General features: G+C 63.9%; 21 protein-coding genes and 2 pseudogenes. 11 read left to right on the top strand and 12 right to left on the bottom strand.

The window, feature by feature from the left end:
• Positions 1–159: 159 nt before the first annotated feature.
• From AB4136_RS27725 to AB4136_RS27705, 5 genes are all read right to left on the bottom strand, one after another.
• On the bottom strand, positions 160–1,218 hold the full coding sequence (locus tag AB4136_RS27725) for a DUF7146 domain-containing protein (protein WP_137901414.1): 1,059 nt from the start codon (positions 1,216–1,218) through the stop codon (positions 160–162).
• Positions 1,219–1,290: 72 nt separating this feature from the next.
• Positions 1,291–3,462 (bottom strand): ParB/RepB/Spo0J family partition protein, encoded by a 2,172-nt coding sequence (locus AB4136_RS27720; RefSeq protein WP_137901413.1) that lies wholly within the window; start codon positions 3,460–3,462, stop codon positions 1,291–1,293.
• A gap of 175 nt (positions 3,463–3,637) precedes the next feature.
• Positions 3,638–4,834 (bottom strand): DUF932 domain-containing protein, encoded by a 1,197-nt coding sequence (locus AB4136_RS27715; RefSeq protein ID WP_137901412.1) that lies wholly within the window; start codon positions 4,832–4,834, stop codon positions 3,638–3,640.
• Positions 4,835–4,960: 126 nt separating this feature from the next.
• A complete protein-coding gene (locus AB4136_RS27710) occupies positions 4,961–5,365 on the bottom strand; it encodes a YkvA family protein (RefSeq protein WP_244625930.1) in 405 nt (134 codons plus the stop codon).
• Positions 5,366–5,547: 182 nt separating this feature from the next.
• Entirely contained in the window at positions 5,548–5,976 is a 429-nt protein-coding gene (locus AB4136_RS27705; RefSeq protein WP_137901411.1) for a hypothetical protein, read from the bottom strand.
• Between the two features lie 149 nt (positions 5,977–6,125).
• Between AB4136_RS27705 and AB4136_RS27700 the strand changes: the two genes are divergently transcribed.
• The 5 genes and pseudogenes from AB4136_RS27700 (at position 6,126) to AB4136_RS27680 (ending at position 8,414) form a co-directional block, all read left to right on the top strand.
• Positions 6,126–6,542, top strand: coding sequence for a response regulator (locus tag AB4136_RS27700; protein ID WP_058639974.1), 417 nt, complete (start codon positions 6,126–6,128; stop codon positions 6,540–6,542).
• A gap of 32 nt (positions 6,543–6,574) precedes the next feature.
• On the top strand, positions 6,575–6,943 hold the full coding sequence (locus AB4136_RS27695; protein ID WP_244625931.1) for a response regulator: 369 nt from the start codon (positions 6,575–6,577) through the stop codon (positions 6,941–6,943).
• Between the two features lie 28 nt (positions 6,944–6,971).
• Positions 6,972–7,181 carry a hypothetical protein gene (locus tag AB4136_RS27690; RefSeq protein WP_058771712.1) on the top strand — a complete coding sequence of 70 codons (210 nt, stop codon included), beginning with the start codon at positions 6,972–6,974 and terminating at the stop codon, positions 7,179–7,181.
• Between the two features lie 294 nt (positions 7,182–7,475).
• A pseudogene (locus tag AB4136_RS27685) lies at positions 7,476–7,673 on the top strand (PAS domain S-box protein); the annotation flags it as partial.
• 186 nt (positions 7,674–7,859) lie between these two features.
• A complete protein-coding gene (locus AB4136_RS27680; protein ID WP_198669278.1) occupies positions 7,860–8,414 on the top strand; it encodes a putative glycolipid-binding domain-containing protein in 555 nt (184 codons plus the stop codon).
• Positions 8,415–8,533: 119 nt separating this feature from the next.
• Here AB4136_RS27680 and AB4136_RS27675 read toward each other — a convergent pair whose 3' ends face one another.
• The 3 genes from AB4136_RS27675 to AB4136_RS27665 are packed head-to-tail and all read right to left on the bottom strand — an operon-like array spanning position 8,534 to position 13,616.
• A complete protein-coding gene (locus AB4136_RS27675) occupies positions 8,534–10,438 on the bottom strand; it encodes a UvrD-helicase domain-containing protein (RefSeq protein ID WP_116968899.1) in 1,905 nt (634 codons plus the stop codon).
• A gap of 2 nt (positions 10,439–10,440) precedes the next feature.
• Positions 10,441–12,423: an ATP-dependent nuclease gene (locus tag AB4136_RS27670; protein WP_116968898.1), complete on the bottom strand. Its 1,983-nt coding sequence runs from the start codon at positions 12,421–12,423 to the stop codon at positions 10,441–10,443.
• A 14-nt stretch (positions 12,424–12,437) separates the two neighbouring features.
• Complete coding sequence (locus AB4136_RS27665; protein WP_116968897.1) at positions 12,438–13,616, bottom strand: Fic family protein; 1,179 nt, start codon at positions 13,614–13,616, stop codon at positions 12,438–12,440.
• Positions 13,617–13,720: 104 nt separating this feature from the next.
• Here AB4136_RS27665 and AB4136_RS27660 point away from each other — a divergent pair, with 104 nt between their 5' ends.
• The 4 genes from AB4136_RS27660 to AB4136_RS27645 all read left to right on the top strand — a co-directional run bounded on the left by AB4136_RS27660 (position 13,721) and on the right by AB4136_RS27645 (position 18,095).
• Positions 13,721–14,347 (top strand): hypothetical protein, encoded by a 627-nt coding sequence (locus AB4136_RS27660; protein ID WP_116968896.1) that lies wholly within the window; start codon positions 13,721–13,723, stop codon positions 14,345–14,347.
• A gap of 113 nt (positions 14,348–14,460) precedes the next feature.
• Positions 14,461–15,657, top strand: a complete 1,197-nt coding sequence (locus AB4136_RS27655) for an ABC-three component system protein (RefSeq protein ID WP_137901410.1) — start codon at positions 14,461–14,463, stop codon at positions 15,655–15,657.
• A gap of 3 nt (positions 15,658–15,660) precedes the next feature.
• Positions 15,661–16,161 carry a three component ABC system middle component gene (locus AB4136_RS27650; protein WP_137901409.1) on the top strand — a complete coding sequence of 167 codons (501 nt, stop codon included), beginning with the start codon at positions 15,661–15,663 and terminating at the stop codon, positions 16,159–16,161.
• Positions 16,158–18,095 carry a DUF3732 domain-containing protein gene (locus AB4136_RS27645; RefSeq protein WP_162006109.1) on the top strand — a complete coding sequence of 646 codons (1,938 nt, stop codon included), beginning with the start codon at positions 16,158–16,160 and terminating at the stop codon, positions 18,093–18,095. The genes AB4136_RS27650 and AB4136_RS27645 overlap by 4 nt, the downstream gene beginning before the upstream one ends.
• Before the next feature lie 150 nt (positions 18,096–18,245).
• Here AB4136_RS27645 and AB4136_RS27640 read toward each other — a convergent pair whose 3' ends face one another.
• The 3 genes and pseudogenes from AB4136_RS27640 to AB4136_RS27630 form a co-directional block, all read right to left on the bottom strand.
• The gene (locus AB4136_RS27640; protein WP_232824134.1) at positions 18,246–18,533 is read right to left on the bottom strand and encodes a thermonuclease family protein; all 288 of its coding nucleotides are present in this window, start codon (positions 18,531–18,533) and stop codon (positions 18,246–18,248) included.
• A gap of 131 nt (positions 18,534–18,664) precedes the next feature.
• Positions 18,665–19,918, bottom strand: coding sequence for a tyrosine-type recombinase/integrase (locus AB4136_RS27635; protein ID WP_116968893.1), 1,254 nt, complete (start codon positions 19,916–19,918; stop codon positions 18,665–18,667).
• A 178-nt stretch (positions 19,919–20,096) separates the two neighbouring features.
• Positions 20,097–20,480, bottom strand: a pseudogene (locus tag AB4136_RS27630) (ABC transporter permease); the annotation flags it as partial.
• Between the two features lie 325 nt (positions 20,481–20,805).
• On the opposite strand from AB4136_RS27630, the gene AB4136_RS27625 reads away from it, so the two are divergent.
• Both AB4136_RS27625 and AB4136_RS27620 read left to right on the top strand, forming a co-directional pair.
• Positions 20,806–22,224 (top strand): aminotransferase, encoded by a 1,419-nt coding sequence (locus AB4136_RS27625; RefSeq protein ID WP_137900890.1) that lies wholly within the window; start codon positions 20,806–20,808, stop codon positions 22,222–22,224.
• A 158-nt stretch (positions 22,225–22,382) separates the two neighbouring features.
• Positions 22,383–23,153: a pyrroline-5-carboxylate reductase gene (locus AB4136_RS27620; RefSeq protein ID WP_137900891.1), complete on the top strand. Its 771-nt coding sequence runs from the start codon at positions 22,383–22,385 to the stop codon at positions 23,151–23,153.
• Positions 23,154–23,181: 28 nt separating this feature from the next.
• On the opposite strand, the gene AB4136_RS27615 is transcribed toward AB4136_RS27620, so the two are convergent.
• Positions 23,182–24,072 carry a DMT family transporter gene (locus tag AB4136_RS27615; RefSeq protein ID WP_137900892.1) on the bottom strand — a complete coding sequence of 297 codons (891 nt, stop codon included), beginning with the start codon at positions 24,070–24,072 and terminating at the stop codon, positions 23,182–23,184.
• Positions 24,073–24,132: the final 60 nt, after the last annotated feature.

Here is a 24,132-nt window from a genome sequence, read left to right as displayed (position 1 = left end):
CAACGGGGCCGCGCCGGAAAATAGTCGGCTGCAGACATTGCCGGTCCGGCCCGGTTGCCGGCCGATCGCCCTCTCGAAGGCCGGGGCGCGGTCCTCCCCGACACGGGAAAGCATCTGAGCGAGGCGGAGAGCGGATTGCCTGCCACATCCCTTCTCGGCCTATGCCGCCAACTGCATAAAGCGCGCGACGTCCTGCGCCGCGATCTGCACCCGCAAGGCTGCCCGAAGGCTATCCTGGCCCAGGATGCGCAAGTCTTCGTTGAAGTCCTCAAGGCTCGGCGACAGCACGATCGCCTCGATGCCGACCGCATGCGCGCGTTCGGTCAAGGTCGCCATCGCGCCGTCGCCTGCCGGATCGTCGTCGCGCGCGATGTAGAGCCGGCGCAGCGTGTCCGGGAAGAGGAGGGCGGCAAGGTGCGCGGCAGAGAGCGCCGCCGCCACGGGCATGGCGGGCAGGACTTGCCTCAAAGAAAGCATGGTCTCAATGCCTTCGCCGGCCGCCATCACCTGGCCCGCCACGCCGAACCGTACGGCGTGTCCGAGGAGGTCGCCCATCGCCCGCCTCGGCGTGTCGATCGTCGCCTTGCCGTCTGCGCTCGAATCCATGCCAGGGGGCGCGAGATAGGTGCGGTGCGCCCCGGTGATCCTGCCGTTAAGGTCGGTGACGACCGCGATCATTGCCGGCCACGTCTGGGTCGGAGAATGCTCGTCGGGGCGATAGTAGCAGCGAGGGTGGAAGCGCAGCGACCCGCTTGCGTGCAAAGCCGTAATGCCGCGTTTGCGGAGATACGTTTCGGCGAGAGTGCCCGAGATCGGCTGCGACATGGCGACCAGCCGCCGTGCCGCCTCCGGCGATCCGGTCGGAGCGGCTGCCTGGCGCGAGGACCGCTGATCAGGGTGAGGCTCAGGATGCGGCAGGCTGAGGAAGCGCCGCGCCTCATCGGTGACGTCCTTGAAATCGATGAGGCCACAGCTTTCGCGGATCACGTCGAGCAGGTCGCCATGCTCGCCCGTGGCCGCGTCGGTCCATTTGCCGGCCGCGCCCTTGCCGGACTCGGAGCCTTTCAGCCGGACGAACATCGATCGGCCGGGCGTGTTGCGTGCGTCGCCGACCAGCCAGTAGCGGCCCTCGCGGCGTCCGGCGGAAAGGTAATGGCGGCAGACCGCTTCCGCCTGACGGCCGAGACGCTGCGCGAGGTCTGATGCGGTTTTCGGCATAAGGCGACCCCAGAAAAAGAAGGCCCGCCGTCGCCGGCGGGCCTGAGGTGGAGACGGGTTTGTTGACGAACGTTATTCGGCCGCGACGGCGTGGGGGACGTTGGCCTCGGCTTCCTCATCATCGTCGACGGGATCGAACTCGCCCATAGCCGTTTCGCCGCCGTCCTCCGCCGTCTCTTCGACGACATCGGTGTCGGCGGTCTCGACCGGGGCCGGCGCCGTGATTGCCGCGTCGCCGGCGTCGGCCGTCTCCGCAGCGACGGTGCCGATCGCCCGCCCAGGCGTGCGCAGCGGCTCCGGCAGCCAGCCCGAGCCCGCGAGGATCTGCGCGGCGGCCTCCGCCATGTCGCCCTTCTTCATATGCTCGATGCGGTCACCGGCCCGGTCGCCCTTCGCCTCGCGCACGGCGGCGAGGATGCGCGCCTTGGTGAGCCGGCCGAGGAAACCGTCCACGGTCGGGGTCCAGCCGGCGCCCGCCATGTCGAGATCGACCGCCTGCGCGAGCCGGTCGGCATGAAGGATCGCCCGCGGCCGGCGATTGTAGGGCTCGATCACGGCGTTGACCGACAGCGCGACGCAGTGCGCGAACAGCGCCTGCCGGCTGTCCGCATCGAAGCCGTCGAGCGCGTCCCAGAGCTCTTCCGGCTCCTTCGGGAGGGTGTTGGCCCAGGCCTGATGCCGCACATCGAGCGCGCGGGCCGACGGCGTATCGGCGAGCCCGGGCGCCTGAGCGGCGAAGCCGGCGCTCTTCAGGTCGAGCTCCAGGCAGGTGTCGAGCGCGTAGCGGTAGAACACGCGGATGCAGAGCGCGTGCAGCGCCGCCAGGAACGCCACGTCCGGGTTCTCGCCGAGCGCGTGGCGCAGCGCGATCGTGCGATGCGCGGTGAGTTCCGCCATCAGCCGGTCGGGAATGGGCTTCAGGCCCTCATCCTCCTCCGGCTCCTCGACGGGTCCGACCTGAACGGCCGTGCCATCGTCGTCGACCTGAGCTGCGACGGTCCGCGTCTCCTCGCCATCGCCGGTCAGTTCGCCGGTGGCGCTGTCCGCCTCCGGCTCGATCGGCAGCTCGTCCTCCGGCCGGACGAACCCGCGCTCGATCCGCAGACCGCCGCCGGCGTCGATGCTCACGAAGGCGCCGGCGCGCCCGATCTCGTCGACGTCGAACCGGACCGGCCGCTGATCGAGGGCCTCCAGCGCGGTCTCGATCTCGCCCAGGCGTGCGTCCACCTCTTCGGGCAGCTCGTCCGCCTCGGCGTATTCGGCCTCCAGTCCATCGAGCTCGGCCTGGAGCGCGGCACGCGCGGCTTCCTCCTGCTCGGTAATGGGGACCTCCTCGCCGCGCAGCTGACGAAGGCCGAACACATGGCCGTAGGGGAACGAAGTCGCGACCTCGGTCCACTTCCAGCCCTCGGCCTCTACCTCGGCCGCTGCTTCCCGGAGCTTCTCCGTCACCATCATGTCGAGCAGGCTGACATCCTGCAGCCAGCCGCCATCGTCGGCCTGGAACAGGTCGCGCAGGACCGTGCCGCCGGCCTCGACATAGGCGTCGATCCCGACGAACTGCGCCCGCTTGTCGGAGGCGCGGACGGCGTGCTCGGTCAGCATGCGCCGGATCACGTAGGGCTGCTTGTCGTAGCCTTGCGTCAGTCGTTCGAACACCTGCTCCTGGCGCTCATGATCGCCCGAGACGGTGAAGGCCATCAGCTGGTCCAGCGTCATGCCGTCCTCGGCATAGACGTCGAGCAGGCGCGGCGACACCGAAGCGAGCTTCAACCGCTGCTTGACGACCGCGACCGGCACGAAGAACGCCGCCGCGATATCCTCCTCGGACTGGCCCTTCTCGCGCAGCGCCTGGAAGGCCCGGAACTGGTCGAGCGGGTGCAGCGGCGCGCGCTGGACGTTCTCGGCGAGGCTGTCTTCCTCGGCGATGCCGTCGTCGCGCACGACGCAGGGCACGGGGGCAGTTTTGGCGAGGCGCTTCTGCTTGACCAAAAGCTCCAGCGCCCGGAACCGCCGACCGCCGGCCGGAATCTCGTAGATGCCAGTCTCGGTCCCGTCCTCGCCGACGATGGGGCGAACCGACAGGCCCTGCAGCAGGCCGCGCCGGGCGATGTCCTCGGCGAGCTCCTCGATCGAGACGCCGGCCTTGACGCGCCGGACGTTCGACTGGGAGAGCACGAGCTTGTTGAGGGGGATGTCGCGCGAGGACGACAGGGTAATCTTCTTCGATGCCGCTTGGGCCATGGTCTTCACTCCACGACGGGCGGCCGGGAGCCTCTCTCTCGGCCTCCTACCCGTCACGAAGCGCAGCGCCGCCCTCTTCCTCTGAAGAGAGCGACGCCGCAGAAACGTGGATCAGGAAAAGCGCAGAGCCGGAGAGCCGCGAACCGGCAAAGCCGATTCCACGGCTCGGCAGGAGTCAGGCCGCGCGGTCGAGGAGCTTCTTTGCCCGGGCTTCGAGATCCAGCCGCGCGTCCTGGTGCGGCTTGTCGCGGGCGACAGCGGTGATGCCCTGGACGAAGTCGAAGACGCTGGTCGGCGCGCGGCCCTCCTCGACGAGCACCGCCTCGATGATCTTGGCGGTTTCGGCCTTGCCGAATCCACGCTTGCGCAGGAAGTCGGTCCGGTCCTCGTCCGTGCGGGCGACGATCTGCGCCCGGGCGGCCTTGATGCCATTGATGAAAGGCGCCGGTGAAGAGTTCGCGAAGCGCGTCAGCGCCGGCGCCGCCTCGTGAGCGAAACGGGAAGCGGCATATTTGGAGTGCCGGATCGTGATCTCCTCGAAGTCTTCGACGCCCCAGAGATTGCGGTTCTGGCAAACGGCGCGGAGATAGAAGCTGGCCATCCCGAGCGTCTTCGCGCCGACCTCCGAGTTCCAGCAGTAGAAGCCCCGGAAATAGAGATCAGGCGAGCCGTCGGGCAGGCGCCCGGCTTCGATCGGGTTGAGGTCGTCGACCAGGAAGAGGAACACGTCTCGGTCGCTGGCGTAGAGCGTCGTCGTGTCCTGGGTGATGTCCACTCGCGGATTGTAGAAGCCGGTCGACCAATCGAGCACGCCTGGCACCTTCCAGCGGGTGTCGCCGGTGCCGTTGCCGGCGATGCGCTGCACCGCGGCGACCAGCTCGTGGTCGAAGATGCGGCCATAGTCCGGGCCGGTGACGGCGCGCAGTTCGACGCGTCCATCGTCGGTCTCGAGAGTCTTGACCTGCTCGGCGCGGTGCGAGGTGAGGCCGTATTGTAGGTTGATGCCCGCCAGCGGCGCCGGAAGTTGGCGCAGATAGGCGGCCGGCGCGCCGACCAGCGCGGCGAGTTGGCCGAAGCTCCAGTGCGTGGGGGCGACCGGCGCCTCGGAGCCGGGCAGCACCAGGTCGAGCCGCTCGGCATTGTCGCGGCTGGCTTCGACGCGAACGGCGGCGCTCTCGACGGTGCGGGTGCGACTGCGCGCGGCCCGCCCTTTCACCGACGCCATCAGCTCGGACAGTGATAGGTAGCGTTCGTCGGCCGGTCGGTTGAACCACTCGGACGACACGCGGCCGATTCGCTCACCTCGACTGACATCGACCTTGTAGCCGCCACGCGCATCGGGGCGGGTATCCAGGACTTCAACTTCGGTCATGACTCATCTCCATGACGAGCCGGCCGGGAGCCTCTCTCTCGACCCTCAACCCGTCACGGCGATAGCCGCTGCCCTCATCCTCTTATGGGCGCCTTGCGGGGCAGGATGCGCGGAAAACGCGGCGCTCTAGCCTGTCATAGGCCTCGACCAAAACAGCCAGAGCAGCAGGATCGCGGCCGCGATCCAGAGGATGACGATGGACGCGGCTGCCACCCAGCTGACAGGACGGTCCGCTCGCGAGTCGGCCTTCGCGCGAAACTCGGCCATGAGTTGAGGTGGGACCAGGCGCACAGCAAGGAGGATCGCCAGCGGCAACAGGACGATCTCGTCCAGATAACCGAGCACGGGGATGAAGTCGGGGATCAGGTCGATCGGTGAAAGCGCATACGCTGCGATCGCGGCGCAGACCGCCTTGGCATACCAAGGAACGCGAGGATCACGCGCCGCAATCCAGAGCGCCTCGACGTCCCGCTTGATCCGTCGCGCCCAGCGCTTGACTCTGGTTAGTATACCTTCGCTCTCATCAGACAAATCTCTCTCCTGACCCGGCTCCCTTTTGTCCAGTGAACCAAAGTAGGGTTGGACAGCGCCAAAGTCGTGTCTTGCAGGGCGCGTCGCCGTGCCTCGCTCCGACGCGGAGTTTCAGCACGGCCTCCGGGGTGCCGCCCGCAGATGGGGTTCGGTGAGAGCACGGGCTGGCCCGGGGAAAGGCTTCATCCCTCGCCGCCCTCCACCCAAAAGCCGCTGGCGAGTGCTTTCCGAAGGCGGGTGCTCACCGTGATCGCGTCCGCCGCAGTCCAGCCGGCGGCGCCCGCCTCCACGAACTCGGCCACACGATGGACACGCGAAAAAGGGCTGAGGGCTTGCAGGAAGGCGCGAATCTCGGGGTCGATACCCTCGAGCCCCTCCCGCTCGCACGCGGCGAGCGCCTTGCCGAGATCGTGTCGGACATCTGCGATGCAGCGCGCATCCGTCCACCCGCGATGGTGAAGGTAGGCCTTCAGCAACAGTTCCAATCCCCAATGGAGATTTTGGAACACATGCTCGTCGGTGCGGCCCCCGTCAGTCCCGTCGAATCGTTCTGCCGATGCGCAGAAATTTCCGCCCATGCTGCGGAGGTGTTGCACGAGAGTTTCCTGCATCTGCCTGCCCCACCCTGATCACTCCTACCGGTCACGCGCTCCGTCGGCCAGTCCGTCCTTTTTGTGCGCCGAGGCGCGCTACGGCGCCCGGCTCGTGCCGCTCCAGGAACCTGGGACCAGCTTGGGCATTGTGTCGGAAAGGGGGTGAGATGATCGAGCCTGCATCCGACTCGGAAGAAGAACGCACGTCGATACTCGTCGTTGAAGACGAGATTTTGGTAAGGTATGTCATATGCGACTACCTGAGAGACTGTGGCTTCCATGTCATCGAGGCTGGTACAGCCGACGAAGCTCTGGAATACCTGCGGTCACATAACGATGTAGGGCTGGTCTTCTCGGATGTGCGCATGCCAGGGTCGCTGGATGGCATAGGCCTTTCCCAGCAGGTGCGGCTTCTCTACCCGCATATCCCGGTGATCCTGACGTCTGGGCATCTGCTGCCGGGCGAGATCGACGGAACGCCGCTGATGACGAAGCCCTATGTACTTGGCGACGTGGCTCAGAAAATCCGTGCCATTCTGGACGACGCGGGGGGCGGTTTCACGTCGAACAGTGAAGCGGTATGACTAGTCCCCATATCCTGTTGGTGGAGAACGACGTGCTCGTGCGGAAGCCGCTCGCTGAATATTTGCGCGACTGCGGCTATAAGGTGGTTGAAGCCCTGAATACCGATGAAGCGGTTGAGGTGCTGACCACGGGCAGCGCTGCCATCGGCATCGTGCTGGCCGACGTGAGCAGCCCCGGCAAGATCGATGGCTTCGGTCTTGCGCGTTGGATGCGGTCGAACGGTATCGACGCAAAGATCATTCTCGCCGGCACCGTCCAGAAGGCGGCCGCCAAGGCGCAGGACCTCTGCGAGGACGGCCCGCTGTTGTCGAAGCCCTACGATCACTCGCTTCTGCTCAATCGCATCAAAAGCGAAGTGGCGGCGAGAGCGCGAAACGGAAAGCCGGAGTCTGACATCTGAGGTCGGCGAAGAGCGCGAAGAGCAAACGATGGACTGCAAAGAAAAGGCGCGCCTGGTCATTGATTACGAAGCAAAAACGGCCAGTTTTTCACGCGCTGTGACGGTTTTTCAAGGCAAGTTGGCGACGTCTGCAAAGGAGGAATACGACCGACTGCAACGGCGTGTCGACGAGGCGCGGGTTGAATCGGAGGGCGCCCGGCTCGCGCTGGAACGCCATATCTCTGAACATGGTTGTTGAACTGACTCTGCGGTACGGCGGTGCGATTGACGGGTGCGTCTCCCCTGGCGGTCGCGCGCGAGAATATTTCGCGAGGGAGGAGGAGCGCCCGGTCCGGGAAATTGAAGCACCTCGCGCGCGAATGCGAGGTTCTGGGACGACCAGCGGGTGGGGGACGCGGGGCGGTTTCAGGGTCGCGGCTGCAGTGGTATCGGCGTAGGAAGAAGGTCGGTCTGCTTTTGGTCCGAACGTTGCGGGTTGCCCTCCCTGGGCGATAAGCTTTCAGTGCGATGAAAAGCAAGTTCGGCCCCAAAAATTGCTTACGAGGTGCTCGTCCAAAGCGTTGTGGACTACGCGATTTACTTGCTCGACCGCGAGGGCCGCGTGTCGAGCTGGAATCCAGGCGCGGAGCGGATCAAGGGCTATTCGCCGGGCGAAATCCTGGGCAAGCACTTTTCCCGGTTTTACACCGAAGAGGATCGCCACGCCGATGTGCCCGAGGCGGCGCTTGGCCCAAGCTTGGGCGGTGACATTCAGTTCGAGACTGCCGTCCCCTGAGCCGCGTAGCGACGGGCTCTCGCGCCAATCATGAAATTGTCCGTGCCGCTCGCATCAGGTCGAGGTGATGGGCCACGGCTGGCGAAGATGAGCACTACATCTACGCTTTACCACAATGATGATCCGATCCGGAGGTCGAACGTGACTATCGTGGCAACTGCCTTTTGGCGACGGCTGGATACGCTCGGTCACGACGCGTGCCGTTTGGAGCAGTGCGGTAGTGGTTGGCGTATCGAAGGAACCGCCGTCTTTCGCCGTAAGGAAGGCCCGGCGTGCATTGCCTATCGCGTCGAATGTGGCGCCGATTGGAAAACGGTGCGCGGAGACGTTCGGGGTTTCCTTGGGCGCCGACCTATCGAATACCTCATCGTTCGACAGGGGACTGAGTGGACGCTGAACGGGGAGGTCGTGCACGGCTTGGATCATCTCGTTGATCTCGATCTCGGGTTCACGCCTGCGACGAACCTGCAACAGCTTCGTCGCGTTCCGATCGCTCAAGGCTGCGCCGCTCACATCTCTGTTGCATGGCTCGATGCCGAGACAGGTGAGTTGACCGAACTGGACCAGCGATACACGCGACGTGGCGAATCTGCCTTCTGGTACGAGGCACCGAGCGCCAGCTACGAAGGCCTCCTCAAACTCGCGCCGGATGGCTTCATTCGGCATTATCCTACTCTCTGGAAGGCGGAACAGTAGCGTAACGGCGGCGGCGACGCCGCGCCCCAGCGTAGATTTGGCGGGGCAATTGGAGCCAGAAAGCAGCTGCCTCACAATTCTTGAACCTGAATCTCGGTGCCTCGGGCTGGACGGAGATTTCAGGCTATCTGGATGGTCTGAACGCCGGCCTTGCTGAGAAGGCCGTAGAGGGTGGCGATCTTGGTGCGCGCCCCGCGTTTGGCGCAGTAGGTGAAGACCACCCTCTGCTTGGCCCGCGTGAACGCGACGAAGAAGCCGGCGGTCGCCTCCATTTGGTCGCCAGCAAAACTCCACCAGGCGCCGTCATCAAGCCCGACAAAGATGACGCTATGGTATTCGAGCCCCTTGCTCTTGTGGATCGTCATGAGCGGAATGGCATGCAGGCCTTCGTAGGTGTCGAGGGTCTCCGTCCAATCTGCGGCGTCGGCCGATGACCCGTGCAGATGCACTGCGGTGGCCTCAACGACCTTCTCAAACCACCCGCCCTGCGCATAGGCGGGATGAACGGCGATCAGCCGTTCACGGCCGACGAAGCAAAGGACGTCATCAACGATGGTCCGCGCATCGGCTTTGGACGCTGGCGGTTCGGGATGGTCGGCGCTGAGCTGGGTCGCTTGGGCGTCGAGCTCGCGGGCGAATATTGCCTGGGCGGCTTCGTCCTCGGGAGAAATCCCGCGCAAAGCCCCCAGCGCCTCCTGGCATTCGGTCCAATGCCGACCTGCGCGTTTCGTCATGGCAAGACGTAGAACCTTGACCAACAGCTCTGATGCTTCTTCCGCGAGAAGCTCTTGCAACATGACGGCGCCGACGGTTCCGGCCTCGTTGCGAAGCGGGATTCCCGCGGCTCGAAAGGCTGGCTCGAGTACGGCCGCATAGTCGACCGCCTTCTGGCGCACGAGCAGGACGAAGTCGCGAGGGCCGAGCGCATGGGCCTTCACTTCGCCGGCGACGAACCGGGCCAGCCGCTGTGCTTCGATCTCGGGACTCGAGAAGTCCCAGATTGCGCAGCTTTCGCCTGCAATCGTGGTTGCCGTCTTCGAAACGGGCTCTACCGCACGAGCGTCTAGCGCTTGCGCGAGGACATGCTGGATGCGCACGAGCTCGGGCGACGACCGATAGTTGTTGTAGAGCGGCGTGCGCTTGCCGCCGAAATCGGCGTCGAACGCGGAGAATGGATCGTCCATCGCCATCGCCCAACGCATGATCTGCTGCTTATTGTCTCCCACTGCAGTGATCACTGCATCGGTTCCGAGGAAGATCGTTCGCACGAGATCGTATTGGATCTGGGTGGTGTCCTGGAACTCGTCCATGAACAGGTGCGAGTAGGTCAAACGGAGGGCGTCGCGCGCCATCGGATTGACGCGCAGGAGCAGTTCGGCGAGCCGTCCGATCATCGGGAACGACAGAAAGGTCTTCTTTCCCTCGTGCAGCGACGATTGCCAGAATCGATCCGCCGCCCACTGGCCGACTGTCGGGTCAGGCCAGCCCAGAACGGGAAGCGGTGAGCCTACGAGCAGCGAGCGCTCGAATGTCTTGATGGAGATCGCCTGGAGGTCAGCGTAGCTGCCTATGGCTTTCGGAGGCGTACCGACATCCTGGAACAGAAATCCCCGAAAGGCCGTATCGTTTGGGAACATGAGTTCATAGTCGGGTCGCGGTCGCCATCGCTCGGGCAGCGCTTGGCCGAACCGGTCGACCAGGCTTTTGGCGAACGCGTCGAAGGTCATCGAATCGAGACGGCCGGCGTGGCTGCGATGGCAGCGCTGGCGGACGCGGGCGGCGAGATTGGTCGCGGCGTCACGCTTGAAGCTGATCGCGAGAATGCGCCGCGGCGGCGGCGCGATGCCGGTCTGCAGAAGATAGGCGGCGCGCTGTGCGAGGAGCTCGGTCTTCCCCGCACCGGGGCCGGCGATGACCGAGCGGTTGTCGGTGGAGCGGACCACCTTGATCGCGTTCGCTTCGAGGGCGTCGACACCGATCGGCTTCCAATCGTCGGGTCGAACCCGTCGCGCAAGCACCGCCATGGTCAGTCTCGCCGCAGGCATTTGGCGATATGGTTGAGAAGTTCCGAAAGCAACGGCGGCATGTCCTCACGCAAGGCCTTGGTCTTGATGTGGGTGAGCGCCGCGAGATGTGTCGCCGGCTTGCTGTTCGTGATGAAGTGGTAGCGATAGGCGGGCAGCAGATCCGGGTAGTCCTTGTAAGGTCCGGTGTAGAGGGCGAGCCCTGGTCCAGCTGTGCCCAGGACGACTTCGGCTGCCTTATCGACGGCCATCTTGGGTCCGCCCCCCTTGGGTATAACTGCTTCATAGGCGTCGGGAAAAGCCGCGATCATCGCCAGGTCGAGGTCGAGCGGCGCGGAGAAGTAGACGGCGTGAGGCTTCAGGCAGTCGACCCATCCCTTGAGCAGCTTGCGGTCATCGGCATCCTGCCACGTGTGCATCTTGGCGAAATCGGCGTCCGATAACATGCCGCCTTCGATCTTGAGCAGGTTAGCCTTCGGCACGCCGAATTCGATAAGTTTCTCGATCGCGGTCTTCACCCGGCCGAAGCCGCCGCCGCTACGGCCGAGGTCGAGATCGAGCAGAGTCGCGTGTGGAATGCCAAGGTGCGTCAGCAACCGCCAGAAATGCTGCACATGGCGCCCGCCCAGCGGCACGATCGCGACGAAGGCAGGATCGATCAGGAGGTCGAGCGCTTCGGCGAGACGCGGGAGGACGATCCGCTCCGAGTCCCCTTCGACGAGAAGGACGAAGCGTGCGAAGTAGAGTTCCGGGTAGGCGAGCATGGCGCCACGGACGAACTTGGCCGCCTCGTCTATGCCCGTCGGCATCTTGATCTTCTTGACGGACGAGACGCGCGTCTTCGGGTCGCTGCGGCAGTAGCGAACCTCGCGCGGGTTGACCCGGCTCAGAACCGCCGGGGAATGGCTGGTGACGATCGCCTGGGCGCCCCCGCCGTCGGTGAGCGACCGGACCTGACGAATGATCCGGGCAAGGAAGTACGGCGACAGGTGGTTTTCCGGCTCCTCCAGCGCGAACAGCGTGAGTGCGGGGATACGCAGCTGGTCGTCAAGAAAGCCTTCGACCTTGCCCGCGACGACCTGGCGCTCAAGGTCGAAAACGGCCGCGGCCAGCGCGAAGTAGAAGAGCGATTGTTGGCCGTCGCTCAGCGCGTCCAGGCCGCGTTCTTGGCCGTCGGGGCCTTGGTCGAAGATGACCGCGATTTTGCTGACGATTTCTTCAAACCTACGACTAACGAGGCTGAGCCGAGGCTTGGTGTCGACGACATCGTCATGGAGGTCCGACCAGCGTGTCTGTAGGGCCTTTGCGATCGCCGCGATTGCTGCCTCGCCCTCAAACGCGGTGGCCAGATCTTCGCTCGCGCCCTTTACGGCGTCCTCGGTGTCCGATGACCATTCAATGGCGCGCAGCAGGCGCGCGGCGAGCGCTCCGGTCGTGGCGCGGATCTGAGCGGCGGCATCGCGACTGGCCGGGGTGTAGTAGAGTTGGATGAGGCCGCGATCGGCCGCAGAGACGGGGTGGCGCTTGTCGTCCGGGGGATTGTCGTCGAGCGTATCGACCCAGAACAGCTCCTGCGACACCTCGCCCTCGACGGTTCCGTCGTCCTCCCAACGCGCTTCGAGCCGCAAGCGACAGACCGGTGCTTTGTCTGCACGCTCGAGCTGCATGTGCCGAAATGACGGTGCGATGGTTTCGGGCGTGGCGGTGCCGTCGGCCAGCTCGGGCAGTCCGATCAACACGTCAATGAACAGGTCCTTCGGCTCACGGTCATCGATGTCCTCGTCAGCTCCGACATGAAAATCCGACCGCTGCACGGTGCGTTGTGCGCGCGAGACGCCGAACAGCTTCGACAAGGCGTGGAGGAGCGCGGTCTTGCCGGCCGCGTTCGGACCAACGACGGCGGTGATCTCCGAGGCAATCGGCACCGTGATCGGGTCGGGGCCGAAGCAGCGGAAGCCGGACAGGGTGACGCTTTCTAGACGCACAATTTTCTCTCGGGTTAGGCTGCGGGCAGGGGATCGGTGCCCTCGCTGAGGATTGCGAGATAGCGGCGATAGCCGAAGACGCGACCGCGCCGCCGGCCGGTCACCTCCTCGACGATGCCGAGGCGTTCAAGATCGGCAAGCGCGGCGTTGACGGTGGGCGCGGACAGGCCCGTTCGCTCGACCAGCAGGTTTGCGGTGAGATAGGGGTTCTGCTGAAGGAGATCGTGGATGCGCAGCGCGGAGCCAGGGCGTTCGCTCTCGCCGGTGATGCGTTCGCGGTCGTGCTTGAACAGTTCGACGATCCGGGTCGCGGCGTCGAAGGCTTGGTTTGCCGTATCCGCAACGCCGGTCAGGAAGAAGTCCAGCCAAGCCTCCCAAGCCCCGTGTTCGCGCACCTCCTGAAGCAGCCTATAATAGTCGGCGCGATGGGTCTTCAGATAGAGGCTCAGGTAGAGCAGCGGCTTTCGCAGCACGCCGTGAACGCAAAGGTAAAGCGTCACCAGCAGACGCCCGATACGGCCATTGCCGTCCAGGAAGGGATGGATCGTCTCGAACTGGACGTGCAGGAGGCCCGCCTTGATCAGCGCCGGCAGTCGAGACTCGTCCTCGTGCATGAAGCGTTCAAGGGCGTCGAGGCAGCCATCCAACTCCGTCGTTGGAGGCGGGACGAAAAGCGCGTTGCCTGGTCGGCTGCCGCCGATCCAGTTCTGCGAGCGCCGGAATTCGCCCGGGCTCTTGGTGCCGCCCCGCCCGCTTTGCAGAAGCCGTGCGTGCATTTCGCGGATCAGGCGGAGCGACAGCGGCAAGTCCTCAAGCCGCTCCAGGCCATACATCATTGCGTCGACGTAGTTCGAGACTTCGCGGATGTCGTCGATCGGCTGCCCGGCCTGCGCCTCGGTCTCGAAGCGCAGGAGGTCGGTAAGGGTGGATTGGGTTCCCTCGATCTGGGACGAGAGGACGGCCTCCTTCCTCACATACATGTAGAGGAAGAGCTCCTGGCGCGGCAAAAGCATGGTTATGCCGTCGAGGCGGCCCAGCGCGCGTTCAGCTAGGCTCAAACGGTCCAGCAGCGTGAGCACGTCGATCGGCGGCGCCGGGGGGAGCGGCGGCGGCACGAAGGCACGCACCGTCTCGCCGGCGACGGGGGTTTCGACAAAGCGGCCCAGCCGCTGATTGGGTTCGGGATCAACCATGTGCGCCGATTATGGCAACCCACCCTTATTTAAGCAATGCCCACTTGGCTTAAATAGGAAATGGGCTAAGGTAAGTCAGCTTAAATAACGAGGCCTGATGAGAAGTGGGAGGCTACAGCCAGCGCGTGCGCGACAGCATTCTGCCCCTTTCGGTGGCCGACACGCTGCCTGCCGCCTTCGCCGAGTGGTCCTTCACCGAAAACACGGTCGACCACGAGACACCGATCGAGACATGCGAACTGTGCGGCCAGCAGGACCTCAGATATCACTTCGAGATCGCCAACCCATATACCGAGGCAGCGCTCTGGGTCGGCTCACATTGCATACTTCAATTCGACGTCGCCGTCATGGAGAATGGCCGGCGCCTTTCGCCCGAGGAGGCAAAGCGCCATCTGGCCAAACTTACCCAGCGGATGCAACTGGAGTCCTGCATCCGTGCGCTGGAACAGCTCGCCACGAAGGAGGTCAACCCGGTGCTGTCGGGCGCGCTCGACTACTACCGGCGCAACAAGAAGCTCACGCCCAAATATGCCGCCGTGGTGTTCTGGAAGCTTCGGACGTTTCGGATCGACCACCACCCCTCCTTCTTTCAGGTCGAGCTTCGCCGCGCCCAGCACATCGAGGACCTGCGACAGATGCCGACACGCCGGGTTCATCGCTTCTGGAGCGCGCTGAGCGCGGGACAGCGCCGGAAGGCGGTGGAACTCGGACATACTCCCCCAGATGAATGATGGGGGACAGGACTGGGCATTCTGTATTGCACGAGCGGTCACTTACATTGAAGGTGATCGCTGTAATTACCGAACCGAAGGAATCTTCATTTGAGTAGGGGCCAGAGCCAGGGATGAAGCCAGCCAGCACGCACGAAGCCAGCGCTTCGGCGACTGGCTACCTTTTTCAATGCCGCTACGCCTTGCTCGCCGGTCTTCAGGCTATCGCCAAGTCGCCCCAACTGGAGATTTCGATCGAGAAGTTCGACGATGTGGGGTTCGAGGTCAACGGTGAGCCGACACAGCTTATCCAGACCAAGCACCATGTGGGCAAGCTGGGCAACCTGACGGATGCCAGCGTCGATCTGTGGAAAACGTTGCTCATCTGGACCAAGCGCGTGACGGAAGACGTCGAGGCGCCCTTCAGGATCAAGTTCGTCCTGTTGACGACAGGGTTCGCGCCAGATGGGTCAGCGGCGGCGCTCTTGCGCATGCGCGAACGGGATGAGTCGGCCGCTGATCAGCTGCTCCTGAAGACCGCTGCTTCATCCAAGAACAAGGAGAACGCTGCAGCCTATCAAGCCTACTCGGCGCTGCCGGAAGATTTGCGTCAAAGCATGCTGAAGGCGATCCTCGTTCTCGACGGCTCGCCCAACATCGTCGACGTCGGGGATGAGATCGCGCGCGAGCTCGTTCACGCCGCGCCGCGCGATCAGGTCGACCATCTGGTAGAGCGCCTTGAAGGATGGTGGTTCGGCGTGGTGATCAAGGCCCTCTCCGGAGCAGGCCCTTCGGCCATCCCCGTGCTCGCCATTGACCAGCGGGTCGATGAACTTCGGGAGGAGTTCAGGCGAGACGCCCTGCCGGTCGATTATGCGTCCACCTATCCGTCACCGACGGTCGTCGCCGAACTCGACAAGCGTCCTTTCGTGAAACAGTTGCGAAGGATCGAGGTCGGCCCGCGGCGCGTGGAGTTCGCGATTCGAGACTATTACCGAGCGTCCGAGCAGCGATCGCGCTGGGCGCGCGAAGAGCTTCTCGTAGGTGGCGAACTCGAGAACTATGAGCGGCAGCTCGTGGAAGCGTGGGAGCCGCGCCACGCCGCCTTGGTCGACGAACTCGGCCCGGGTTGCCCGCCCACCGAGAAGGTCGCCGCCGGGCAGCTGCTTTACAAATGGGTGGAGAACGAGGCCCAGTTTACATTGAGAAGCGTTCGGGACCGGTTCCTGACCCACGGCAGCTATCACATACTGTCGAATCGATACGCAGTCGGGTGGCATCCTGAATATCAGAGCGACCAGGATGACCCTTCCGATGACGGGGTGGGCTAATCCATGCAGCCCTGGTCGAACCGCGTCACCGAAGAAGCTTATCTGTTCAATCCGGCTTTCTGCGCCACTTTGCTGGCGAAGACGACTGAAGACTATACGAAGAAGGCGGGGCGGCCGTTCCCGTTTGCTCTCACCTTCCTTATTCTCCCGATCGTTCTGCACCAGGGCACGCGGCGAGCGTTGCCGAGCTCGACAGTGACCTCGCTTTTGCCTTGGATTCAGGACAACCGTGAGCAACTTGTCGACTTCGCGAACAGGGTGACGCGCCTGAGCGCGATCACCCGCGAAGCCGTTGTGTTCGGTGCTCAGCACCAGATCTTGGCGCTGGCGGACAGCGGCGACCTGAGCGTTGGGGCGAAGCGTCAAACCGCGACCGAGAAGCGGACCGCGCTGTTCACCGCAGAAGCCCGCGAGTGCGTCGACCGGGCAGGTTTCTTGGGACGATGGTTTGCCGCCGCGGGCACAACCGCAACAATCTACGCCGCGTGGGGGGTGACACCGTGAGTCTGCAAATTGCCAAGCTCATTCTCTACAGTCGCCGGGGTGAAGTTCGCGAGGTCGTGTTCAGACCCGGCGAGCTAAATATACTGACCGGCGGCTCAAAAACCGGCAAGTCAGCGATAATCGACATCATCGATTACTGTACGGGCCGCAGCGAATGCAACGTCGCGGATGGCGTGATCCGCAAGTATGTCGGCTGGTATGCTTTGCTGTTTCAAATTGGCGACGGACAGATCTTCATCGCCCGTCGCAACCCCGATGTCGGCGATCGAACGAACGGCGATATCTACATGGACCGAGGGTCGAGCATCGAGACACCGTCGGAGTCCGCCCTGTTCAAAAACACGACGGTGGGCGCAGTAGAGAAGTTCCTCGGCGCCGCGATCGGCATCAGCGAGAACGAACATCGACCTCCGACCCCAACCCGCGACCCGCTGGAGGCAAACTTCCGGCACGCGCTGTTGCTCTCCTTCCAAGACCAGAACGACATCGACAGCAAACAGCGCCTGTTCCACCGGCAAGGCGAGGACTTCGTCAGTCAGGCCATCAAAGATACGTTGCCCTATTTCCTTGGGGCCGTGGATGAAGACCGCCTATTCAAGCAATCCCAGCTCGATCAGGCCAAACGCGAACTACGTCAGCTAGAACGCCAGCTCCGCGACGCGGACGCCCTTGATAGCAGCACGTACCCGCGTGCGCGCGCCCTTGTCGACGAAGCCAAACAGGTGGGACTTATCGACGAGCGGACTGTCGCGCTCACCTACGAGGCGGTCCTTGCGGTTCTTCAGCGCGTGGTGCGTGACACCGGCGTGCGCGACAATTTTATGGTGGGTGACGGCGAGGACGTGCTGGCTGGCCTACGCGCTGAACGCCAGGGTCTTCGAACCGAACTCGAGAGGGTCAACGCCGAGATTCGATCGACCCGGACGTTTACGTCGGAGACGAGTGGCTACGAACGTGAAGCAAAAGAGCAGCGAGCTCGCTTGAGCTCCGTCGGCCTGATCAAACATGGCGATCACGATTCCGCTCATTGCCCGCTGTGCGAAAGCCAGCTTCCCGTGCCGGCGCCGACCGTGGTGCAGATGCAGCGCTCGCTTCAGGAGCTCAGCGATCAACTCGAGGCGGTTGAGGCTGAGAACCCGCGGCTTCAGCTCAGATTGGCGTCGCTCAATCGCGAAGAGGCCGACATCGAGCAGCGTCTGCGGGAAAACCAGCAGCAGATTGCGGCGCGAATGAGGGAGAACGAGATCCTCCGCGTTCAACAGGACAGCTTCATTCTACAGGCGCGAACAACCGGAAAGATCACTCAGTATGTCGAGACCGCCAGCACCGCCGACACCAGCTCAGGGCTGAAATCGGCCATCGCGGCAAGCCGGATTCGGGTTGCGGCGCTGGAGCGGGAGCTCGACGCCGAAGCGATGAAGGAAAAGCTTGATGCCTTCTTGAACATTATCGGCCGCTACATGACCCAGTATTCTGACGATCTGGAACTGGAGCACCGAGGTAGCCAGCTAAGGCTCGACATCAGGGCCCTGACGGTCGTCGCTGATACTCTTGACGGTCCGGTCCCTTTGTTCCGGATGGGAAGCGGCGAGAATTGGGTCGGCTACCACGTCCTGGCACACCTGGCTCTCCATAAATGGTTTCGTCAAAAGAAGCGTCCCGTGCCGGGGTTCATCATTTTCGACCAGCCATCTCAAGCTCACTATCCACCGGACCGCGATGCGGAAGGTTCAATCGACGGGCTTTCCGACGAGGACCAGACCGCCGTGCTGCAGCTCTTCAAGCTGGCGGCCGATGCAGCGGCCGAACTCGCGCCGGAGCTGCAGATCATCATCATGGATCACGCAGACCTAAAGCCGGAGTGGTTCGCAACGGCGGTGATCGAGCGATGGAGGAAGGGCGAGAAGCTCATTCCCGCGAGCTGGTTACAGTGAGTTTGCGGGATCAGCCCGCGCGGGGTCGGCGATGGCCGGCATGTTGCTTCGGCACCGAGGCAGTATCTCATCGTCTGTGCGAAGCGGGTCCACAGGAGCTTGGACGCTCGAGCGACAGCGGGTGAGCCTAGGGAGCTACAGGTTCTCGGGCTAGCGGCCGCCCTGAGGCGCGCCGATCTGCCGCAACAATGTTCCGATCGATCGTCCGCTGATCTGGCAGACGGCGATGACGCGGTCATAGACCTGCACGCGGCCATTGCGGCCACGCACCGCGGTGCAGAAGGCCCCGCGGCCGAGAGCGACATCTTCCAGTGCTGCCTTGGCACGCGCTCCGATTGGGGCGTGAAGCTCGGGCGCATCGAAATCCGCCAGGCGGACCTCGATCCAAGTCGTCGGATCTGGGGAATCGCCGACGCACAGGCCGTCGCCGTCACCCACGTAACGGACCTGGCCCGAAAAGGAGTGACCGGCGCGAGTGGGGACCGGTGCTGTGCACGGATCCGCAGCTGCCGGGGTCGCAGCCGCCCCAGCGGCCAAGACGCACGCCACGATCATAAGTACGCGCGAGATCACGCCGCCTGCTTCGCTGGCCGGCGGACGGGCTTCTTGGCCAGCATGGTGCGGGCGAACTTGTCCCAGCGCGCCATGCCAGCTCGCTTCTCTGGCATGTAGTTCCAGCGGTCGTAGCTCTTGGAGCTAACGTCCTGCAGCGCATGGTTCTGAATGCGATCGCGGATTTCCTTCGGCACGCCAGCCTTGCCTGACAGCGTCTTCCACGTTCGCCGCAAGTCGCGATTGGTCACGACCGGGATGACGCCGCGGTCGCGCTGGCGCCACATAAAGGCATAGAGCGTCCCATGGCTGACGGGCTTCGATGGATCCTTCGCCGAGGGGAAGAACCACCCATGTTCGTTCGGCTTAATGGAATCGAGAAGCTCCGCCGCCAAGGACGGAACAGGGACCGCATGAGGCTTGCTGTTCTTGGTTTTTGACCAGTCGAGAATTCGTTCGCGGGAATCCCACTGATCCTTGTGAAGGCGCGCGATTTCCTCGACCCGCTGGCCCGTGAGCATCAGGATCTGAACGGCCCGCAGATAGGGCGGGTGCACCGGCACGTCGGGGCATTCGAGCCATCGCCAGAGCTGGACAAACTCATCTTCGTCCAGCCACCGGGACCCGACGACCTTAGGCTCAGTCGGGATACCTGCCGCCGGATTGTAGACCAGTCGAAATCGGCGCGGCGACGTGTTTCGATAGTCGTGCTCCGATTTCATTCCCCAGCTGTAAGCTGCGCGGATGTAGCAGCGGACGTGGTCCGCCATGGCAGGGGCCCCACGCTCAAAGATCGGGCGGAGCACCTCCGTCACCTCGTCCGGCTCGATCTCCCGGGCAAGGCGGTTGCGCCCAAGAGTGTCGGCTACCTTGTTCAGTCCTTTCTCCGTTTCCTTCCAGGACGGCTTACCTGCTTCTTTGAGCGAGGCGACGTAGGCTTCGAAAAGGTCGGCGACGGTTCCGGGCCGAGCATCGGTGACGATCTTGATGCTCCGACCCTTCTGGATCGCGTCCGCGAAGTCGCGCTTGAAAACCTCTCGGGCTGCGGCGAGCGACATCGATGGATAGTCGCCGAGTTTCGCCTTGATCCGCTTACCGTCGCGCCATTGCTGGGCCATCCATTCCGCCAGCACCCGCTTAGGCATCGGCCGCACGACGAGGACCAGGCGGCCCACGCCGCGTCCCTCGCCGTCGGCCAGGGACTTCTGCTTTCCGGTCAGTTCGACGTCCTTGATGCTGCGCCGGATCGCGCCATCGGTGAGGCTGCCCATGCTACGTCTCCCGAAAACTGAGGGCGGTAGTCAGTCGGTTATTGGGGTCGGAATGTGCTCCGATCCCCCAATTACCGCCCTCAGTTTGCCCCAGTCACCGGAAGCTTTTCAAGCCCAAAAATCGTGGTGTTTCAATGTGCTTGGGCGTGATCGAGCGTGATCGATGTGGGTCTAGTAGGATGGTGATGAGGAACAGCCACAGGCCCTTGTGGCGGCCGCCGTGGAAGGAAATGAAATAGGCGATCGGATAGGCGAGGACGACGGTGAACAGCGACACCATCAGCGAGACGTAGAGCGAGCGCCACAACAGGTCGAGATAGATCGGCTCGGTCAGCGCGATGCGGTAATTCTCGAGCGTGAAGGTGTGGTCGATGGTGAGGTAATGCTGCGTCCAGAAGGAATGGGCGAACACCACCAGGATCGGCACAACCAGAAGGATGAGGGCGTAAAGGAAAGTCGGGCTGATCAGGGCAAGGCCCTGGGCGGATTCGGATTGCAGAAGCGTCTTTCGTCTGATGCCGCCCGCGACCAGCGGCGGCGACCCTTCCGCGGCTGCCGTCATTGCGGCGCTCCGGGCAGCGCTCCAAGCGCATATGCGGTCGCCGGCCTGGATTGTCCCGCCATGCTGCCTTCCCATCAAGCGCCGGCTTGTTCCCAATCTTCTGTTTCGAGCCGCTCCGTGCCTGCGTTTTCACGCACAGGAGCGAGCGGCTCTCGTCTTGCCGGCTTCCTTCATCATGAGCGCATCCACCGATTGAAATCAAGCGGTATTTCTGCGATATTGATTGAACGACCATTCAAAATCATGTGAAGAAATCCGGATTTTCCAATGGTTTGAGTGTCTTGTTGAGGCGAACGTCACTTTGAGGATCGAAAGCGAGGCGAAGATGGCTGCGGTGCGGCAAGCAAGAACGGGCGGAGGGGACGCCGAGGCCGGGCAGGATGCGGTGGAGACGGCACGGCGCCATCTCGTGCAACCATGGCCGATGGCGGGTTCGGTCGGCGCCGAGGCGCGCGCGCTGATCGGCGAAGGCGACGGCATCTACATCACCGACGGCAACGGCAAGCGGCTGATCGACGGGCCGGCCGGCATGTGGTGCATCAATGTCGGCCATCGCCGCGAGGAACTGGCCCGCGTGATGTACGACCAGGCGATGCAGCTCTCCTACAACACGCCCTGGTACACGATGAACGCGCCTTCGGCCGAGCTCGCGCGGCGTATCGCGGACCATGCGCCGGGCGACCTCAGCCACGTCTTCTACACCACCGGCGGCTCCTCGGCGGTGGAGACGGCGCTGCGCTTCATGCAGTTCTACAACAATGTGCGCGGCCGGCCGGAGAAGAAGCTGATCCTGTCGCGCGGCGGCGCCTATCACGGGTCGACCTATCTGGCGGCCTCGCTCAACGGCCGGCCGCGCGACCGCGACTGGATGGACGGCGCCGACGATCTGGTGGTGAAACTGTCGTCGCCCGATCCGTTCCGCCGGCCGCAGGGCATGGATGTCGCGGCCTTCGCCGACATGTTGGTCGAGGAATTCCGCGACAGGATCGCGGAAATCGGCGCCGACAGGATCGGCGCCTTTGTCGGCGAGCCGGTGCAGGCCTCGGGCGGCGTCATCCTGCCACCGGACGGTTATCTGAAACGCATCCGCGCCATCTGCCGCGACAACGACATTCTCTTCATTTCCGACGAGGTGGTGACCGCCTTTGGCCGGCTCGGCCATGTCTTTGCCTCGGGTGAGGTGTTCGGCATCGACCCCGACATGATCACCTTCGCCAAGGGCGTCACCTCGGGTTATTTTCCGCTGGGCGGTGTCGTCATCTCGGAGCGTTTGCTGGAGGAACTGCGCCGCTCCAACCATCCCGACGCGATGTTCGCGCATGGGCTGACCTATACCAGCCACCCGGTCGGCTGCGCGGTGGCGCTGAAGAACCTCGACATACTGGAAGACGAGGTGCTGGCGCATGCCCGCGCGGTGGCGCCCTATTTCCAGGCGCGTCTGAAGACGCTGGAGGAGTTGCCGCTGGTGGGCGAAGTGCGCGGCCTGGGGCTGATGGCCTGCGTTGAATGCGTGGCCGACCGCGAAAGCAAAAACCCGTTGCAGCTCGACCGGGCAGTCGGTGCGCGCATCGACGCGCATTGCCATGAACTCGGCCTTCTGGTGCGGCCATTGATCAATATGTGCGTGATGTCGCCGCCGCTGACCATAACCCGCGAGCAGATCGACGACATGGTGGCGATCCTGCGCGAGGGCATTTCGCGCACGATGGAGGATTTGCGCCGGGAAGGGTTGTGGCAAGGCTGACGCGCGGTTCCCATCATCCTGGCGGATAAAAATGCTGGCTCCGGTTTCGGCATCCGACTATGCCTGAGCGGGCGTCCGCGCGATCACGGCGCCGCCGACAAGGCGGCCCGTTTCGTCGCCGCGGAAACCCGTCTTAACCGCCAGCATAGGACATTCCCATGAAACTCGGCTTCATCGGCACAGGCGCGCTCACGGCCGCGATCGTCGCCGGGCTGAAATCGGTTGCCGACAATTCGGTGTCGGTCGTGCTGTCGCCGCGCAATGAGGAAATCGCTGCCGGGCTGGCGGCGCGCTATGCCGATGTGCGGGTCGCGGCCGACAACCAGGCGGTGCTCGACGATTGCGATACCGTGATGCTGGCGGTGCGGCCGCAGATCGCGCATGAGGTGCTGCCGGCCTTGCGGTTTCGTCCCGACCATCGCGTCGTCAGCCTGATCGCGACGCTGTCGGTCGAAGAAGTGGCAGGCCTGATCGGGCCGGTGGCAACGGTGACGAAGGCGCTTCCGATGCCGATGATCGCGCACAGGCAAGGGGCGACCATCCTGTTCCCGCCGGATCCCGCCATGGCGGCTTTCTTCGGCCAGCTCGGCAAGGCGATCGAGGTTGCCGACGCTGACGAGTTCAACGCGCTGAGCGTCGTCACCGCGACCTATGCCAGCTACTTCAAATATCTCGATACGATCCATGGCTGGCTGGCGGGCCATCAGGTATCGGGCGAGAAGGCGCGCGACTATATCGCCACGCTGTTCAAGGCGCTGGCCAACGCGCCGGACAGGGCGCCGGATGCTGGTTTCATGCATCTGGCGCAGGAATACGCGACCCGCGGCGGCATCAACGAGCAGGTCCTGCGCGAACTGACGGAGCGGGATATGTTCGGCGCCTTCGCACAGAGCCTGGAAGGCATCTACAGGCGCATCTCAAAGTCATAAGCCGGCAAGCGAGGCCGCGCCCGGCCGGTCAGGCAGCGGGCTCTTCGACCGTGGCACTCTTGTTGTGCCACAGCAGGATAAGCCCGGCGAAGACGATCAGGCTGGCGCCGGCGACGGTGGCGGGGCCGGGCACTTCGTGGAAGGCGAGATAGCCGATGAGCGCGGCGCCGACCAGTTCGAGATAGACCAGCGGGGCCAGCACCGAGGTTTCGGCGAGGCGGAAGGCGATGATCAGCATCAGATGGCCGATCAGCGAGAAGATGCCGAGCCCGGCGAAGAAGACGAGATCGCTCCAGGCCGGCGTCGACCAGGTGAGCAATGCCTGCGGCATCAACAGCACGGCGCCTAGCGCGCATTGAAAGGCGAGCGTCTTGACCGGGTCGCTTTCCAGCGCCGCCTTGCGGGTGACGATCATGTAGCAGGCGAAGGCAAGGCCGGAAGCCAGCGCCAGCATGATGCCGGGTTCCATCGTGCCGACTCCCGGCCGCAGGATGACCATGGCGCCGGCGAAACCGAGCGCCAGGCTGATGCCCTTGCGCGTCGTCATGCGTTCGCCCAGCACGACGACCGACAGCACCATGGCGACGACCGGGGCGACGAAATAGGCGCTGATGGCGGTAGCCAGCGGGATGTGGGAGATGGCGACGAAATAAAGCGACATCGCGGTGACCAGAAGCACGGTGCGCAAGACATGCGCGCCGAGCCGCTCGGCCGGAAACAGATGACGGCCATGGCGGGCGAAGGCATAAGGCAGGACGATGATCGAAGCCGCCGCATAACGCGCCCAGCCGATGAACAGCGGGGAATAGTCAGCGCTCAGATATTTCGCCAGCCCGTCGACGATCTGGATGGCGAACGCCACCGCGGCCATCAGGATGATGCCTCGGGTCTGCGGGGAAAGGCCGCTGGATGCCGTCATGGCGGGCTTCTAGCGCGAAGCCCTGCCCCGATACAGCCAAACAGGTTGATCCAGTTGGTC

The organism is Mesorhizobium sp. 2RAF21, assembly GCF_052115345.1.
In the GTDB taxonomy this organism is placed as follows: Bacteria; Pseudomonadota; Alphaproteobacteria; order Rhizobiales; family Rhizobiaceae; genus Mesorhizobium; species Mesorhizobium terrae.
Note: the sequence above shows the minus strand (reverse complement) of the source record. Positions and strands in the feature narration are given on the sequence as shown.

What these genes read in the sequence shown, in the direction of transcription:
- AB4136_RS27725 (WP_137901414.1), bottom strand. Translation starts at nt 1,218, where the DNA reads ATGCCGAAAACCGCATCAGACCTCGCGCAGCGTCTCGGCCGTCAGGCG.
- AB4136_RS27720 (WP_137901413.1), bottom strand. Translation starts at nt 3,462, where the DNA reads ATGGCCCAAGCGGCATCGAAGAAGATTACCCTGTCGTCCTCGCGCGAC.
- AB4136_RS27715 (WP_137901412.1), bottom strand. Translation starts at nt 4,834, where the DNA reads ATGACCGAAGTTGAAGTCCTGGATACCCGCCCCGATGCGCGTGGCGGC.
- AB4136_RS27705 (WP_137901411.1), bottom strand. Translation starts at nt 5,976, where the DNA reads ATGCAGGAAACTCTCGTGCAACACCTCCGCAGCATGGGCGGAAATTTC.
- AB4136_RS27700 (WP_058639974.1), top strand. Translation starts at nt 6,126, where the DNA reads ATGATCGAGCCTGCATCCGACTCGGAAGAAGAACGCACGTCGATACTC.
- AB4136_RS27690 (WP_058771712.1), top strand. Translation starts at nt 6,972, where the DNA reads ATGGACTGCAAAGAAAAGGCGCGCCTGGTCATTGATTACGAAGCAAAA.
- AB4136_RS27675 (WP_116968899.1), bottom strand. Translation starts at nt 10,438, where the DNA reads ATGGCGGTGCTTGCGCGACGGGTTCGACCCGACGATTGGAAGCCGATC.
- AB4136_RS27665 (WP_116968897.1), bottom strand. Translation starts at nt 13,616, where the DNA reads ATGGTTGATCCCGAACCCAATCAGCGGCTGGGCCGCTTTGTCGAAACC.
- AB4136_RS27655 (WP_137901410.1), top strand. Translation starts at nt 14,461, where the DNA reads ATGAAGCCAGCCAGCACGCACGAAGCCAGCGCTTCGGCGACTGGCTAC.
- AB4136_RS27650 (WP_137901409.1), top strand. Translation starts at nt 15,661, where the DNA reads ATGCAGCCCTGGTCGAACCGCGTCACCGAAGAAGCTTATCTGTTCAAT.
- AB4136_RS27635 (WP_116968893.1), bottom strand. Translation starts at nt 19,918, where the DNA reads ATGGGCAGCCTCACCGATGGCGCGATCCGGCGCAGCATCAAGGACGTC.
- AB4136_RS27625 (WP_137900890.1), top strand. Translation starts at nt 20,806, where the DNA reads ATGGCTGCGGTGCGGCAAGCAAGAACGGGCGGAGGGGACGCCGAGGCC.
- AB4136_RS27620 (WP_137900891.1), top strand. Translation starts at nt 22,383, where the DNA reads ATGAAACTCGGCTTCATCGGCACAGGCGCGCTCACGGCCGCGATCGTC.
- AB4136_RS27615 (WP_137900892.1), bottom strand. Translation starts at nt 24,072, where the DNA reads ATGACGGCATCCAGCGGCCTTTCCCCGCAGACCCGAGGCATCATCCTG.